The organism is Haliea sp. E1-2-M8 (assembly GCF_030649675.1).
Classification (GTDB): Bacteria; Pseudomonadota; Gammaproteobacteria; order Pseudomonadales; family Halieaceae; genus Haliea.
Genome location: NZ_JAUTDR010000008.1, coordinates 81,492 through 95,412 on the forward strand (window position 1 = coordinate 81,492; position 13,921 = coordinate 95,412).

Genomic DNA, 13,921 nt, shown 5'->3' on the forward strand with positions numbered 1-13,921 from the left:
CCCGCCGGTGCCAGCCACCCCCGATCCGCAGGCACCCCCGACCCACCGACACAGGACAGCGACATGATCTACCAGAGTGACACGCTCACCGTGACCCGCCTGGAAGGCGACATCGCCGAGCTGCATTTCGACCTCAAGGGCGAATCGGTCAACAAGTTCGACCAGGCGACTGTCAACAGCCTGACCGCGGCCCTGGACGCGCTGGAGGCGGAAAGCGGCCTCAAGGGCCTGCTGGTGACCAGCGGCAAGCCGGTGTTTATCGTCGGCGCCGACATTACCGAGTTCACCAGTATTTTTGGTGCCGGCGCCGAAGAGATCAAGGGCTTCACCGCCGCCAACAATGCCAACTTCAATCGCCTGCAGGCCCTGCCCTATCCAAGCTGCGTGGCGATCAACGGCTTCGCCCTGGGTGGCGGCTTCGAGATCTGCCTGGCCTGCGATTTCCGGGTCATGAGCAGCGCCGCGAAAGTGGGCCTGCCGGAGACCAAACTCGGGATCCTGCCGGGCTGGGGCGGCACCGTGCGCCTGCCGCGGATCATCGGCGTCGACGAGGCCGGGACCTGGATTGCCTCGGCCTCCGAACAGCGCGCCGACAAGGCTTTCAAGGCCGGCGCGGTGGATGCGGTGGCGGAGCCCGAGCAACTGCGCGCCGTGGCCCTGACCACCCTGAACAACGCCATCGCCGGCAAGCTGGACTACGCCGGACGCCGCCAGGCCAAGAGCAGCCCGCTGCCCCTGAACGATACCGAAGCCACGATGGCCTTCTTCACCATGAAATCAATGGTCCAGCAGCAGGCAGGGCGCAACTACCCGGCACCGGTGAAGGCAGTGGAAGTGATCGAGAAGGCCCATGGCATGGGCCTGGAAGGCGCCCTCGAGGTCGAGGCCGAGGGCTTCGCCGAACTGGCTGTCACCCCGGTGGCGGCCGCGCTGGTGGGGGTGTTCCTGGCCGACCAGCTGCTGGGCAAGAAAGCGAAGGACTGGGAGAAAAAAGCCGACAAGAAGGTGACGCGGGCCGCCGTGCTCGGCGCCGGCATCATGGGCGGCGGTATCGCCTACCAGTCCGCCTACAAGGGCGTGCCGATCCTGATGAAGGACATCAACCAGGAGGGGCTGGACCTGGGTCTGGCCGAGTCGGGCAAGCTGCTGGCCAAGCGCGTGGAGCGCGGCCAGATGACAGCGGCGGAGATGGGTGATGTGCTCAACAGCATCGACCCGACCCTGACCTACACCGGCTTCGATAACGTCGATATCGTGGTCGAGGCCGTGGTCGAGAACCCCAAGGTCAAGCATGCGGTGCTGGCGGAAACGGAAAAGGAGATTGACCAGGACACCATTCTCACCTCCAACACCTCCACCATCTCCATTACCTATTTGGCGCAAGCCCTGCAGCGGCCGGAGAACTTCTGCGGCATGCACTTCTTCAACCCGGTGCACGCCATGCCCCTGGTCGAGGTGATCCGCGGTGAAAAGACCTCGGACAAGGCGGTGGCCCGCACCGTGGCCTACGCCAACAAAATGGGCAAGAAAGCGGTGGTGGTGAAGGACTGCCCCGGCTTCCTGGTCAACCGGGTCCTGTTCCCCTACTTCGACGGCTTCTCCAAACTGGTGCGCGACGGCGCCGACTTCCAGGCCGTGGACAAGGTCATGGAGCGCTGGGGCTGGCCCATGGGTCCGGCCTACCTGATGGACGTGGTCGGCATCGACACCGGGGTCCACGCCGCCGAAGTGATGGCCGAGGGCTTCCCCGACCGCATGAAGCTGGATTTCAAGACCGCGACCGAGGTCATGTTCGAGCACGATCGCTTTGGCCAGAAGAATGGCAAGGGCTTTTATGAGTACGTGCCGGACAAGCGCGGCAAACCGAAGAAAACCCCCAGCGAGGAAACTTACAAGTTGCTGGAAGAAGTTGCCGGCGAGCGCGCGGAGTTCGACGCCGATGACATCGTCGCCCGCATGATGCTGCCGATGGCCACCGAGCTGGCCCGCTGCCTGGAGGAAGGTATTGTCGGCACCGCCGCCGAGGCCGACCTGGCACTGCTGTTTGGCGTCGGCTTCCCCCCTTTCCGCGGCGGCATATTCCGCTGGATCGACACTGTGGGGCTGGACTATATCGCTGAGGCCTCAAAGAAATTTGCCCACCTGGGCAAGTCCTACGAGCTGACCGCGGGCATGCAGGCCAAACTCGCCGCTGGCGAAACCTATTACTGAGCACCGGGTGAACTGAGGAGAATTACCGTGAGTCTGAATCCAAGAGACGCCGTTATCGTCGATTTCGCCCGCAGCGCCATGGGGCGCTCCAAGAATGGCTGCTTCCGCAACGTGCGCGCGGATGACCTGTCGGTCGCCGTGATCAAGGGCCTGCTGGCGCGCAATGACAAGCTCGATGTCAATGAAATCGATGACCTGATCTGGGGCTGCGTGCTGCAGCGCGGCGAACAGGGCATGAACCTGGCCCGCCTGCTGGTGTTGCGCGCCCAGCTGCCCTTCACCATTCCCGCACAGACGGTGAACCGCCTCTGCGGCTCCTCCATGTCCGCCCTGCATACCGCGGCGGCCAATATCATGGCGGGCCTGGGTGACGTCTATCTGGTCGGCGGCGTCGAGCATCTGGGTCATCTGCCGATGATGGACGACGTCGACATCAACCCGAAGCTGGGCCTGAACGTGGCCAAGGCGGCGGGCATGATGGGCATGACCGCGGAATATCTGGCCCTGCTCCACGGCATAGGCCGGGAACAGCAGGACCAGCTGGCCCTGCGTTCGCACCAGCTCGCCCACAAGGCCACGGAGGAGGGCAAGTTCGCGCGCGAAATCATTCCGGTCGAGGGCCACGACCAGTCCGGCGCCCTGACGCTGGTGGAGCGGGACGAAACCATCCGCCCGGATACAACTCTCGAGGGCCTGGCCAGTCTGCCGCCCGCCTTCAACCCCCAGGGCGGCACGGTAACCGCCGGCAATTCCTCGCAGATATCCGACGGCGCCTCCGCCATGCTGGTGATGTCCGCCGAGCGGGCCCAGGCTCTGGGCATGACGCCGGTCGGCCGCATCCGGGGCATGGGCCTCGCCGGGGTAGACCCTTCGATCATGGGCTATGGCCCCGTGCCCTCCACCCGGAAAGCCCTGAAGAAGCTGGGCCTGACGATCAAGGACATCGAGATGGTGGAGCTGAACGAGGCCTTTGCCGGCCAGGCCCTGCCGGTACTGAAAGACCTGGATTTGCTCGATGACATGGAGGCAAAGGTGAACGTGCACGGCGGCGCCATCGCCCTGGGCCACCCTTTCGGCTGCTCCGGCACCCGCATTACCGGTTCCCTGCTGACCGTGATGCAGGAGCGGGACCTCACCATGGGAATCTCCACCATGTGCATTGGCCTCGGTCAGGGCATTACCACGGTGGTGGAGCGGCTCTAGGCCTGCCCGTGGGGGCCTGCCCGTGGGAGCTCGCTCCGCGAGCGATAGCCCAAACCATCGCCCACAGAGTGGGCTCCTACATCAAACGTGTAGGAGCTCGCTCCGCGAGCGATAGCCCAAACCATCGCCCACAGAGTGGGCTCCTACATCAAACGTGCAGGAGCTCGCTCCGCGAGCGATTCACCACACCGCTATTCGCCGCCCAGCAGGCTGTCGATACGCCGTAGTGACGCCAGCAAATCTGCAGTTGCCAGCTTCGAGCCGCGGAAATACTCCTCCGCCATTGGCATGATCGCACAGCGCTCCGGCAGCGCGGCGTCCTCTTCCAGCATCTGGTAGACGGTCGGCAGGAACACGAACTGCAGCCACTGGGGCAGAGTCAGGGTGTCCACGCAAAACGGTTCGACCGAGGCCAGCGCCCGGGACGATGGCGGCACCCTCTCCCACAGCGACAGTTGCCGCAGCTCGGCTTCGATATCAATCAGGGTTGCAGCTACTTCATTTCGCATCGGGTTCCCGGCTGCAATGGCGCTAGAACTTTTCCGGCCGCAGCACATCGACGTTGCTGAGGTAGAGAATCATGGCATAGTTGTCATAGTAATGCGCTCGCAGCCCTCCGGCTATCCGCTCGGCGCTGCTGTCGTCGCAAACCACCTCGATGCGGATGTTCCGGTTCGCCTCCCAGTTGCCCTCCCTGACCCCGCGCGCACCCTTGCCGCGGGCCTCGGTAATAGTATAGCCATGGGCACCCCAGCGCTGAATGTCGCGCAATAGATGGGCCTCAATGGTGGACTCGGTGACGATGGTCAGCAGGCGCCGCTGATGCTGATGCATGCTCAGCTTCCTCCGAAAATGGCATAAGCGTGGCGTGTCAGCCAATGGTACAACGGAATGCCCACGACGACATTGAATGGAAACGTAACCCCCAGCGACGCCGCCAGGGACAGCGCGGGGTTGGCTTCGGGCACCGAGATGCGCATCGCCGCCGGGACCGCGATATACGAGGCACTTGCCGCCAGAGTGGCCAGCACCACGGCGCCGCCTACCGACAGCCCCAGTAGCCAGGCCAGTACAAGGCCACAGATGGCCGCCACCACCGGTGCCAGCACCCCGAAGCCCAGCAGGAACAGACCGTAGCGCCGCAGGGTCCCCAACTGGCTGGCTGTGACCAGGCCCATCTCAAGCAGAAACAGCGCCAGCAGACCCTGGAAGGGGCTGAAGAACAGCGGCGCAATACCTTTCAGGCCCTCCTCCCCCGCTGCCCAGCCAATCAGCAGCCCGCCTACCAGCAGCACGATGCTCTTGCCCAGCAGCACTTCGTGGGCGGAGCGGCGCAGGCTGTCGCCACTGCCCAGGCCCTTGGCGAGCACGATACCGACGAGGATGGCCGGGATCTCAAGCAGCACCACAAACACGGGCATGTACGCCTCGTAGCTGATGTCGCGGGCCGAAAGCCAGGCCACAACCACGGCAAAGGTGCCGACGCTGACCGAGCCATAGTGAGCGGCAATAGAGGCGGCATCCGTCCGCGGCAGGCGGCCGAAGTAGAGCAGCACCGGGAAAGCCAACAGCGGCAGGGCGAAGCCCATGGCTATTACTGCCAGCATCTGCGGCACCAGCGCCAGGAAGGGTTGTCGCGCCAGCTCTATCCCGCCTTTCATGCCGATGGCCAGCAACAGCAGGATACTGAGCAGTTCATAGACCTGCACCGGCAAGCGCAGTTCGGAACGCAGCACCCCGGCGGCAATACCGAGCAGGAAGAACATGACTACAGGATCAATCAAGCGCGCTCTCCTTTTCGCGGTACTGGGTGAGCTGCAACACTGTGCGCACACCCTGCTCCAACAGTGCGGAGCTCACGGCGCAAAGGGTAGCATGGCCGAGCTTGCGACCGTGTGCGGGACGTTTACCGTAAAGGTGCAGGTGCGCCCCGGCAACCGCCAGGAGCTCCCGCCGCTCCGGGACCTGACCGACGAAGTTGATCATGGCTGCGGCGCCGCGCGCATCCGTGGCGCCCAGGGGCAAACCGGCTACGGCGCGCAAGTGGTTTTCGAACTGGGAGGTTACCGCACCTTCTATGGTCCAGTGACCACTGTTGTGGACCCGGGGCGCATATTCGTTGGCGAGCAGGCTGTCGCCGACCTGGAACAGTTCCAGCGCCAGTACCCCGACATAATCAAGGGCCTCCAGCAAGCGCCGGCAGTAGTCTTCAGCGAGCATCTGCAGAGGATCCTGCAGCAGCGCACGGGACACACTGAGAATGCCGTTGCGGTGCCGATTCTCCGTCAGCGGCCAGAAGCGGCACTCGCCTTCGCGACTGCGCACGGCGATGACCGAGACTTCGCGGTCGAAGGGAACCATGGCTTCCAGCAGACAGGGGACCCCACCCACCGCGCGCCAGGCTGCCGCGGCGTCGGCGGTCTCCCGCAGCACCACCTGGCCCTTGCCGTCGTACCCCATATGCCGCGTTTTCAACACCGCTGGCAAACCGGTCTCCGCCATGGCACAGACCAGTTCCTCGAGGGTGTCCACGGCAACACAGTGGGCGGTAGGTAACTGCAGGCGGCGAAACAGGTCCTTCTCCAGCAACCGGTCCTGGGCCAGGGCAATTGCCCGGCTGCCCGGCAGCAGCGGCCGCCGCTGCGCGAGATATTCCAGCGCCGCCAGCGGTACATGCTCGAGTTCGGTCGTCACTACATCGATAGCGGCCGCAAAGTCAGCCAAAGCGGCCTCCGCCTTGAAAGCGCCGGTCACCAAACGACCCACCGGTGCTGCGCAGGCCTCCGGCGCCGACTCCAGGAACACACACTGCAGGCCCAGCGGGTGGCCCGCCAGGGCGAGCATCCGCGCCAGCTGGCCTCCCCCCAGAATCCCAATCCTCACGCCAGCGGCTGCCTTGGGTCGGGGTGGTCCAGCACGCGCTCCGATTGCTGCGCCCGGTACAGTCGCAAGCGCTCACGCAACTCGGGATCGTCGCCGGACAGGATCGCCGCCGCCAGCAGCGCGGCATTGACCGCGCCGGCGCTGCCAATGGCCAACGTGCCGACCGGAATACCCGCCGGCATCTGCACGATCGAGAGCAGGGAATCCATACCGTTCAGGGCACGGGACTGCACCGGCACCCCGAGCACCGGCAGCAGGGTCTTGGCAGCCATCATTCCCGGCAAGTGGGCGGCGCCACCGGCGCCGGCGATGATTACCCTGAGCCCGCGTTGTTCCGCCGCTTCGGCGTAGGCGAACAGCTTGTCGGGGGTGCGATGGGCGGATACCACTTCCACTTCATGCGCCACCTGCAGCGCGAGCAGGGTCTCCGCGGCGCCCTGCAGGGTGTCCCAGTCCGAGCGTGAACCCATGGTAATACCCACCAGCGGTGCACTCATTGTCCCGGCACCGGGAGCGTCGTTGCGAGGCGTGGTGAAGCGGAAGTGACGACAAACATGGCGCTCCTCAAATCAGACCAGGGCCGGGGGCTACTGCACGGCGGGCATCCTACAGAAACCCCAAGCTATGATATATTCGATTTTTATACGCGATTTATTCGAGTAAACCTGAAATGACCCCGCTCAACTACAATCATCTGTACTATTTTTTCCATGTCGCCACGGACGGCAGCATCACCCGGGCCAGCGCGCGCCTGAACCTGACCCCGCAGACCATCAGCGGGCAGATTGCCGCGTTCGAGGAGCAGTTGGGCACCAAACTGTTCCGCCGCGAGGGGCGGCGCCTGCGCCTGTCGGCAAAGGGACGCCAGATCTACAGCCACGCTGAAACCATCTTCCTGCTGGGCAGCGAGATCCGCCAGATGCTGCAGACAGACAGCGCCGCTACCGAGGTTTTTCGGGTGGGGATCACCGAGGTCATACCCAAGATCCTCGCCAATCGCCTGCTGCAGCCGATCCTGCGGCGGCCGGGTGAGATGCGGCTGGTCTGTCATGAGGGCGACCAGGAGACTCTGCTCGCGGAACTTGCGGTAGACCGGTTGGACTGCATCATCACCGACCAGCCGCTGGAGTCCGGCAGCCATATCAAGGCCTGGAATTACCGGATTTTCGACAGCGGCTTTACCTTTTTTGCGGTGCCCGAACTGGCTGCCACCTGCAGCGACAATTTCCCCCACAGCCTGTCAGGACAGGCTTTCCTGGCCCCCGGTCGCAAGGCCAGCATCCGCTCTTTCCTCATGGCCTGGTTCGAAAAGCACGGCCTGGTGCCGAAGATCATTGCCGAGTTCGACGACAGCGCCCTCTTGAAATCCTTTGGCCAGGCCGGCCTCGGCATTTTTGCTGCCCCCAGCATTATCGAGGACTACGTGATGTCGCAGTACGGGGTTGCGGTGATCGGGCGCACGCGAGAGTTCGTCGATGTATTCTACGTAATCTCGCCAGAGCGGCGCCTGCAGCATCCAGCCACCCTGGAGATCGTCAATAGTTCACTGGGGTCAGGTCCCGCATGGTAGCAATCCATGGATACTACCATGCGGGACCTGACCCCTTTTAGCTCACCTTTTACCTCGCGAGGTCACGCTTGAAGGGAGGCAGCGAATCGAGGATCGCCTGTCCGTAACGGCGGGTGAGGATGCGCCGGTCCAGCAGAGTTACCCGGCCCGAGTCCTGCTCGCTGCGGAGCAGGCGGCCACTGGCCTGGACCAGCTTCAGCGCCGCATCCGGGACGCTGATCTCCATGAAGGCGTTGCGCCCCTGAGCCTCCACCCATTCCGCCAGCGCTGCCTCTATGGGGCTGTCGGGCACCGCAAAGGGAATCTTGGCAATCACCACGTGACGGCAGTAGGCACCGGGCAGATCCACCCCCTCGGCAAAACTGGCCAGACCGAAGATGATACTGCCGCGGCCGGCATCCACCGCCTCCCGGTGCTGGCGCAGGATTTCCTGTTTACTGCCGTCCCCCTGCAGCAGAATCATCTCGCCCAGGCTGTCACGCAGGCCCTCGTAGACCTCCTGCATCTGCCGCCGGGAGGAGAACAGCACCAGGCTGGCCTCGCTGCGATCCAGCAATCCGGGCAACTGGGCCACCAGGGCCGCGGTATGGGCTTCCGCATCGCCGGGATCACAGTCCATCGCGGGAACGCGCAGGGTGGCACGGGAATAGTCGAAAGGGCTCGCCACCACCTTGAAAGCCGCTTCCCGGGGCACGCCGGAGTGCAGGATAAAACGCTCGAAGGAGCGCAGCGCGGTGATGGTCGCGGAGGTCACCACCACCCCGGCGGCGCGCGACCACAGGTACTCCTCGAGGATATCGGCCGCAAGAATCGGGCTGCAGCGCAAGTCGAAACCGAACTGGCCTCCGCTGTCGAGCAGGGTGATCCAGCGCGCTTTGGGCGGCACTTCGCCCTCGCCGCTGACCGCGTACTCCTGCCACAGGGCGAGGGTGGACTCGGCCCGGCCCAACAGGGCCCCCAGACTGAGGTGCCAGGTTTCAATCTCGCTCTTGTCCAGCCCGGCGTCGTCCTCTTCCAGCGCCTCCTCCAGCCGGCTCTCGACTTTTGCCAGGCCAGTGGCTAGCTGCTGGAACTGTGCCACCAGGCCGGCAGCCAGGGGCTGCAAGACCTCGGGGACGTGCCCGTGGGGAAAGCGCAGCTGCTGCTCGTCGCCGCGGCCATTGCCCGGGGGACGCTCGGCGAACAGGGTGGCGACGGTCTGCTCCGCGACCTGGAGCCCGGCCTGGGCCTCGTCCATCACCCCGGGCAAGGCCTGCAGCGTACGCTGCAGGTCCACCATCGGCACCAGCACCGAGGCAGCCTGGGCCAGCAGCTTGCGGCTCTCCTGCAGCCACTGGCCAGTGGTATGCAGGCGGCAGAAGCTGGAGAAATGCGACAGGGCCTTGTCCGGCAGATGGTGGCCCTCGTCAAAAATGTAAATGCTGTCCTCCGGGGCCGACAAAATGGCGCCGCCACCCAGAGCCAGATCTGCCAGCACCAGGTCGTGGTTGGCGACAATCACGTCAGCGTACTGGAGCTGGTCCCGGGCCCGGAAAAAACTGCACTGGCTGATATTGGGGCAACGGCGGCCGCTGCACTGGCTGTGGTCGGTGGTGGCGCCAAACCAGATCGCCTCCGGCAGCTGCCCGGGCCAGTTGTCCCGGTCTCCGTCCCATTCACCGCGGCCCAGGGCCTCCACCATGGCGCTATAAATCGGCAGTGCCTCGGCGGCCTCAGGTGCCTGGAGCTCGTCGGGGTACAAAGGCAGCAGATCACCGCCGCCGCTGCCGGCCAGCTCCCGGTCCAGCTTGGACAGGCAGACGTAGCGCCGGCGGCCCTTGGCCAGGGTATAGCTGAACTCCAGCCCGCTGTGATGACGGATATCCGGCAGGTCCTTGTTGACGAACTGCTCCTGCAGGGCGACGGTGGCGGTGGCAACCACCAGGCGCTTGCCCAGGGCCTGGGCCAGAGGAATCGCGGTAACCGCATAGGCAATGGTCTTGCCGGTGCCGGTGCCGGCCTCGATTACACAGACGGCCGGGTTCTCCGGGTCGGCGCGTCCAGTGTCGGGGACAATGCGGGCCAGGGCATTGGCGATCTCGGCGATCATCTGCCGCTGCCCCCAGCGCGGGCTCAGCCCCTTGCCGGCCATGATCGCGGCGTAGGCTTCGCGGATCTGCTCCTTGAGGGCGTCGCTCAGCAAGGGGATGCGCACTCCCCGCCGCCGGCCAGGCCCAGCTTGCTGGTCACTGCGTTGCCGTAGATGGCGAGGGCGAAGGGCCGGTGAGCCACGGGCAGCGCTTCGATCCGGGCCTCGAACTGAGCCCGGGAACAGCTCCCGTCTTCCAGAGCCAGATTATCGGGGATACTGACCGCATTCCCGTGCAGCATGCGGTAGGCGTAAAGATTGGTGGGGTGGAGGCAGTAGTGCGCAACCACCTGGCGGTCGATTGCTGCGGCGACCTGGTCCGCGTCGGCAAACTCCCCGACCAGCGGCGTACCGAACGCGACATGCACCCGGCCCTTGTCCCCGGCGATGCCGCGGGCAATTGAAGCGACATCCTCCTGCTCGGCCTTGGCATAGCTGCCCGTGCTGCTGCGCAGGTACAGCTCCCGCGCCTTGAGCCCGTCGCAGGGGTCCAGCTCGTAGGAAATCGATACCGGCACAATGCCGAGCGCATTGACCACCTCGCTGAAGCTCTCGGCCTGCTTGTCCCGGCTCATGGCCAGCATCTTGATGACCGCCGGCTCGGTGCGGTCGACACCGTCCTTGGCCCTGCCCTCCCGCTGGGCGATCCAGACCGGCGCCCGCTCCTCCTGCAGCGACATCCGAATGTAGTTGGCCAGATGGCGTGAAGCCGCCAGCAATTGGCGGCCGCTGCCGTGAGAGCGTTTTACGATAAAGCTCTTGTTCAGCCGCATGAGGTCCGAGACCCACGGCTTGGTCAGCAGGTTGTCGCCGATAGCAATGCGGACTGTCTGGTGCCCGCCGCGATGCAGGGCGTAGTTGGTAAACGCCGGGTCCATCACAATATCGCGATGATTGCTCATGAACAGCCAGGGTCGTGCGGTATCCAGCTCGTCGAGGCCCGATACCGAAAAGCCGGCCGTACTGTCGGCGATGACTTGCTCGACGTAGTGCTTGATCACCATCTGCATGCCGTGGACGTCACTGACGCCCCGTAGTTGACGGCCCAGATACCAGCGCACAGCCGGCCGGCACAGGGCCGGCGCCAGCGCTGCCATCTTACCCAGCCTCAGGCGGGCGATGGCATCCAGCAATTCCCGGTCACCCAGCAGGCCCCGCACCACCGCCGGCACCTCTGCGTCCCGGTAGGGGCGAATATCGGCAAAGGGGTCGTTCAAGCAGGAATCCTCGGGTTCAAGAAGCGGCACACGATACCCAAATTCACCGGCCCCGTCATCCGCCCGATCCGGCCACCGCGGGGGGCGCAGCCGCGCTGACAGCAGCCCGCTGTTCTGCTAATCTGCGCTCCACCCACGAGAGTCGTGCACCTTTTGGAGAAACCATGGAAGCAACTTCTGCATCACTACTCACCTTTGGTATCGCGGCCCTGCTCGCCAGCTGGGTGCTGCTGTTGATCCAGTCCTGGAAGGAGGATTACGCCTGGGGCCTGTGCACCCTGATCCTGCCTCCCTTCGCCTATCTGTACGGCTTGTTCCGGCTGGACAAGGCCGGCCAGGCCATTCTGCTGGCGGTGATTGGATTGATTCTGATCTGGATGGCCTGACCCGGCCCCCGGGGTTACAGCGTATTAAACATTTGTAACCTTGCGCCGCCCCGGCCTCCGCGTTATTTTTTAATCTTGAAAAACAACAGGTTACCGCAACACGCCCCCCTCAGCCACAACCGCCTGTTACCCGATTTCCCATAATCTTACGAAACCGTAACTGTTCTACACACGTAAACAGCGGGTATCCTGAGCTCAATCTGGTCGGCGTCGCGCCACTGCGGTTCAGGCCTCATACCAACCCGTACCCCTTGCAAGGAACTCTCCATGAAATTTGCCAAGATCGCTGCCGCCTCTGCCCTGCTGGCCCTGTCCGCCGGCGCCCTCGCCGCCAAGCCCACCAGCATTGTCTTTCAGGGCAACCACGAAACCGCCGCCGGCATCGCCTTCACCGAGTACCTGGTCAAGTGCTCCAACGGCAAGACCGCAACCATGACCGCCTGGGAAAACCGCCGCAAGTGGTGCGTGGGCAACGAACTGAATGACCAGTGCGAGCGCAAGCAGATCAAGGCCGCCAAAGCCGCCTGCGACGCCGCCTGAGCCGCTACTCCAGGTAGCGCCGGCGCAGCTCTTCGCGCTCGGCGCTGCCGACTCCCAGTACCTCCTCCAGGTACGTCTCCACCGCACCGTAATCTGCAATTGCCTGCAGCGCGCGCGCCAGGTAAGCCTCGTGCACTTCCAGCATGGGTAGAATCGCCTCTTCCGGCACCGACTCCAGCCCGTATTTCGCCCGCAGGCGCCCTACTTCCTGCTGCGGATGGTAGAAGCGCTCGGTAAGCATGTAATCCTGCATGACCTGCTCCACCGGCACGCCCAGCGCCAACAGGATTACCGCCACGGCAAAGCCGGTGCGATCCTTGCCCGCGGCGCAGTGCACCAGAAACCGGGCATCCTGCCGCTGCAGAATCTCGTTGAACATGCGCGTATAGATTGGACCCTGACTCTCGACGAAGTCGCGGTTGATCTCCACCATGAAGTCAAACATCGGCTGCCGCCCGCCGAGATCCAGCCGCCCCTCGGTGAACGCGGCGGCATTGCTGCCTGGGGTAATCGGCAAGCTGGCAACCTGCGGCTGACGCGCCTCGGGATAGCGGCTGGGGCTGCTCTGCTGCTCGTCCTCGCGGCGGAAGTCGCACACCAGATCCAGCTGCAGGCTGTGCAGCAAATCCAGATCCTGCGGGGTGAGCCCCGACAGCTGGCCGGCACGGTACAGGTATCCCCAACGCACACAGCGCCCATCGGCGCCGCGATAACCGCCAAAGTCGCGGAAGTTGGGCGTGCCCTGCATGCCCAGCTTGCGCTCCATGGCCAGCACTTCGTTGCCGTGCTGGTCACTCAGGCGAAACTGGTGGCGTCGCGCCACGGGCAGGCCCGCGATACGGGCTCGCGGCGCGGACTCTTCATAGTGAGCCTGCACCTGGCCGTGACCGCCCAGCGGGTCAACCCGCACCCGGGTGCCCGGATCGCTCGCCGCCCACTCTATGTGATAGTCGCCTTCGGCGGCGCGCCAGATTTGAACCGCATCGGAAATAAGGGGCATAGCTTGTCTCTGCTTCTTGAATTAATGAAAGGACGCCCCGGCCGGGGGCGCCTCAGCCGGGTGCGCCAGGCCCGCGGGCAGGGCCAGCACCGCCCGCAACAGGGTTTTCACCAGCGCCAGCTGGCGTTCCAGCGCCTCTTCGCTGAACGGGTCCTGGCCCAGCAGATCGCGATACATCGGGGCCATGGTGACATAGGACATGACCAGGTTGTTGAAAGCCATCACCGCCCAGGGCTGCAGTCCCGCCTGCCCCAGAGCCCGCAGCCCGGGCTGTGCCAGGCCTTCATCGGTGCCAAACATGGGCTGGAAAAAACGTTCGATCAGGTCGTTGGTGCCGGGGCCGCCAGACAGCGCCGCATGCTGTAGCAGGCGCGCCAGATTGGGATTGGCGTGGTGTTTGCGCACTATCGCCTCCAGCCAATCCTGCAGGCGCTGATCGCTGATGGGCCCCCTGGTCAGCTCCTCCATCGGCGCCGCAAAGTCGTCCAACAGCCGCCCCAGCACAGCCCGGTACAGCGCTTCCTTGTTGCGAAAGTGATTGTAGAGGCTGGGCGAACGGATGCCGACACGCTCGGCGACATCGCCCAGGGAAGTACCCTTATAGCCCTTTTCGGCGAACAGATCCTCCGCCGCATCCAGAATGCGTTCCGGCGTGGTCGCAGCGGGCTCCCGGGCAGATCCTTTGGTCAAAAGCATAGACGCAGTTCCGACGGTGACAAGACAATCCGGCAGTATACCGCAGCGAACCCTGATCATGAATCATCCCGGAGCGCGGATATGCCT

General features: G+C 64.5%; 14 protein-coding genes. 5 read left to right on the forward strand and 9 right to left on the reverse strand.

Annotated features, from left to right (window positions below; genetic code table 11):
• Positions 1-63 precede the first annotated feature (63 nt).
• Complete coding sequence (gene fadB, locus Q6D67_RS08485) at positions 64-2,211, forward strand: fatty acid oxidation complex subunit alpha FadB (protein WP_304705169.1); 2,148 nt, start codon at positions 64-66, stop codon at positions 2,209-2,211.
• A gap of 27 nt (positions 2,212-2,238) precedes the next feature.
• Positions 2,239-3,414: an acetyl-CoA C-acyltransferase FadA gene (gene fadA, locus Q6D67_RS08490; RefSeq protein ID WP_304705170.1), complete on the forward strand. Its 1,176-nt coding sequence runs from the start codon at positions 2,239-2,241 to the stop codon at positions 3,412-3,414.
• A gap of 191 nt (positions 3,415-3,605) precedes the next feature.
• Here the strand turns inward: fadA and Q6D67_RS08495 are convergent, their stop codons facing one another.
• The 5 genes from Q6D67_RS08495 to purE are packed head-to-tail and all read right to left on the reverse strand — an operon-like array spanning position 3,606 to position 6,794.
• The gene (locus Q6D67_RS08495; RefSeq protein ID WP_304705171.1) at positions 3,606-3,923 is read right to left on the reverse strand and encodes a YqcC family protein; all 318 of its coding nucleotides are present in this window, start codon (positions 3,921-3,923) and stop codon (positions 3,606-3,608) included.
• A gap of 22 nt (positions 3,924-3,945) precedes the next feature.
• Positions 3,946-4,248, reverse strand: coding sequence for a transcriptional regulator (locus Q6D67_RS08500; RefSeq protein WP_304705172.1), 303 nt, complete (start codon positions 4,246-4,248; stop codon positions 3,946-3,948).
• A 2-nt stretch (positions 4,249-4,250) separates the two neighbouring features.
• Positions 4,251-5,198, reverse strand: a complete 948-nt coding sequence (locus Q6D67_RS08505) for a sodium-dependent bicarbonate transport family permease (RefSeq protein WP_304705173.1) — start codon at positions 5,196-5,198, stop codon at positions 4,251-4,253.
• Positions 5,191-6,297: a 5-(carboxyamino)imidazole ribonucleotide synthase gene (locus tag Q6D67_RS08510; protein WP_304705174.1), complete on the reverse strand. Its 1,107-nt coding sequence runs from the start codon at positions 6,295-6,297 to the stop codon at positions 5,191-5,193. The genes Q6D67_RS08505 and Q6D67_RS08510 overlap by 8 nt, the downstream gene beginning before the upstream one ends.
• Positions 6,294-6,794, reverse strand: coding sequence for a 5-(carboxyamino)imidazole ribonucleotide mutase (gene purE, locus Q6D67_RS08515; protein ID WP_304705175.1), 501 nt, complete (start codon positions 6,792-6,794; stop codon positions 6,294-6,296). The genes Q6D67_RS08510 and purE overlap by 4 nt, the downstream gene beginning before the upstream one ends.
• A gap of 173 nt (positions 6,795-6,967) precedes the next feature.
• Here purE and nhaR point away from each other — a divergent pair, with 173 nt between their 5' ends.
• Positions 6,968-7,867 (forward strand): transcriptional activator NhaR, encoded by a 900-nt coding sequence (gene nhaR, locus Q6D67_RS08520; protein WP_304705176.1) that lies wholly within the window; start codon positions 6,968-6,970, stop codon positions 7,865-7,867.
• A 49-nt stretch (positions 7,868-7,916) separates the two neighbouring features.
• On the opposite strand, the gene dinG is transcribed toward nhaR, so the two are convergent.
• On the reverse strand, positions 7,917-10,061 hold the full coding sequence (gene dinG, locus Q6D67_RS08525; RefSeq protein ID WP_370551940.1) for an ATP-dependent DNA helicase DinG: 2,145 nt from the start codon (positions 10,059-10,061) through the stop codon (positions 7,917-7,919).
• Positions 10,043-11,212 (reverse strand): 1-acyl-sn-glycerol-3-phosphate acyltransferase, encoded by a 1,170-nt coding sequence (locus Q6D67_RS08530; protein WP_304705177.1) that lies wholly within the window; start codon positions 11,210-11,212, stop codon positions 10,043-10,045. Before Q6D67_RS08530 ends, dinG begins: the two co-directional genes overlap by 19 nt.
• A 164-nt stretch (positions 11,213-11,376) precedes the next feature.
• On the opposite strand from Q6D67_RS08530, the gene Q6D67_RS08535 reads away from it, so the two are divergent.
• Positions 11,377-11,598, forward strand: coding sequence for a hypothetical protein (locus Q6D67_RS08535; protein ID WP_304705178.1), 222 nt, complete (start codon positions 11,377-11,379; stop codon positions 11,596-11,598).
• Positions 11,599-11,865: 267 nt separating this feature from the next.
• Positions 11,866-12,138: a hypothetical protein gene (locus Q6D67_RS08540; RefSeq protein ID WP_304705179.1), complete on the forward strand. Its 273-nt coding sequence runs from the start codon at positions 11,866-11,868 to the stop codon at positions 12,136-12,138.
• Positions 12,139-12,142: 4 nt separating this feature from the next.
• Here Q6D67_RS08540 and Q6D67_RS08545 read toward each other — a convergent pair whose 3' ends face one another.
• Together Q6D67_RS08545 and Q6D67_RS08550 are read right to left on the reverse strand one after the other, a co-directional pair.
• Positions 12,143-13,138, reverse strand: a complete 996-nt coding sequence (locus Q6D67_RS08545; protein WP_304705180.1) for a tyrosine-protein phosphatase — start codon at positions 13,136-13,138, stop codon at positions 12,143-12,145.
• Between the two features lie 21 nt (positions 13,139-13,159).
• Positions 13,160-13,834 (reverse strand): TetR/AcrR family transcriptional regulator, encoded by a 675-nt coding sequence (locus tag Q6D67_RS08550; protein WP_304705181.1) that lies wholly within the window; start codon positions 13,832-13,834, stop codon positions 13,160-13,162.
• Positions 13,835-13,921 lie beyond the last annotated feature (87 nt).

What these genes read in the sequence shown, in the direction of transcription:
- fadB (WP_304705169.1), top strand. Translation starts at nt 64, where the DNA reads ATGATCTACCAGAGTGACACGCTCACCGTGACCCGCCTGGAAGGCGAC.
- Q6D67_RS08495 (WP_304705171.1), bottom strand. Translation starts at nt 3,923, where the DNA reads ATGCGAAATGAAGTAGCTGCAACCCTGATTGATATCGAAGCCGAGCTG.
- Q6D67_RS08500 (WP_304705172.1), bottom strand. Translation starts at nt 4,248, where the DNA reads ATGCATCAGCATCAGCGGCGCCTGCTGACCATCGTCACCGAGTCCACC.
- purE (WP_304705175.1), bottom strand. Translation starts at nt 6,794, where the DNA reads ATGAGTGCACCGCTGGTGGGTATTACCATGGGTTCACGCTCGGACTGG.
- nhaR (WP_304705176.1), top strand. Translation starts at nt 6,968, where the DNA reads ATGACCCCGCTCAACTACAATCATCTGTACTATTTTTTCCATGTCGCC.
- Q6D67_RS08535 (WP_304705178.1), top strand. Translation starts at nt 11,377, where the DNA reads ATGGAAGCAACTTCTGCATCACTACTCACCTTTGGTATCGCGGCCCTG.
- Q6D67_RS08540 (WP_304705179.1), top strand. Translation starts at nt 11,866, where the DNA reads ATGAAATTTGCCAAGATCGCTGCCGCCTCTGCCCTGCTGGCCCTGTCC.
- Q6D67_RS08545 (WP_304705180.1), bottom strand. Translation starts at nt 13,138, where the DNA reads ATGCCCCTTATTTCCGATGCGGTTCAAATCTGGCGCGCCGCCGAAGGC.
- Q6D67_RS08550 (WP_304705181.1), bottom strand. Translation starts at nt 13,834, where the DNA reads ATGCTTTTGACCAAAGGATCTGCCCGGGAGCCCGCTGCGACCACGCCG.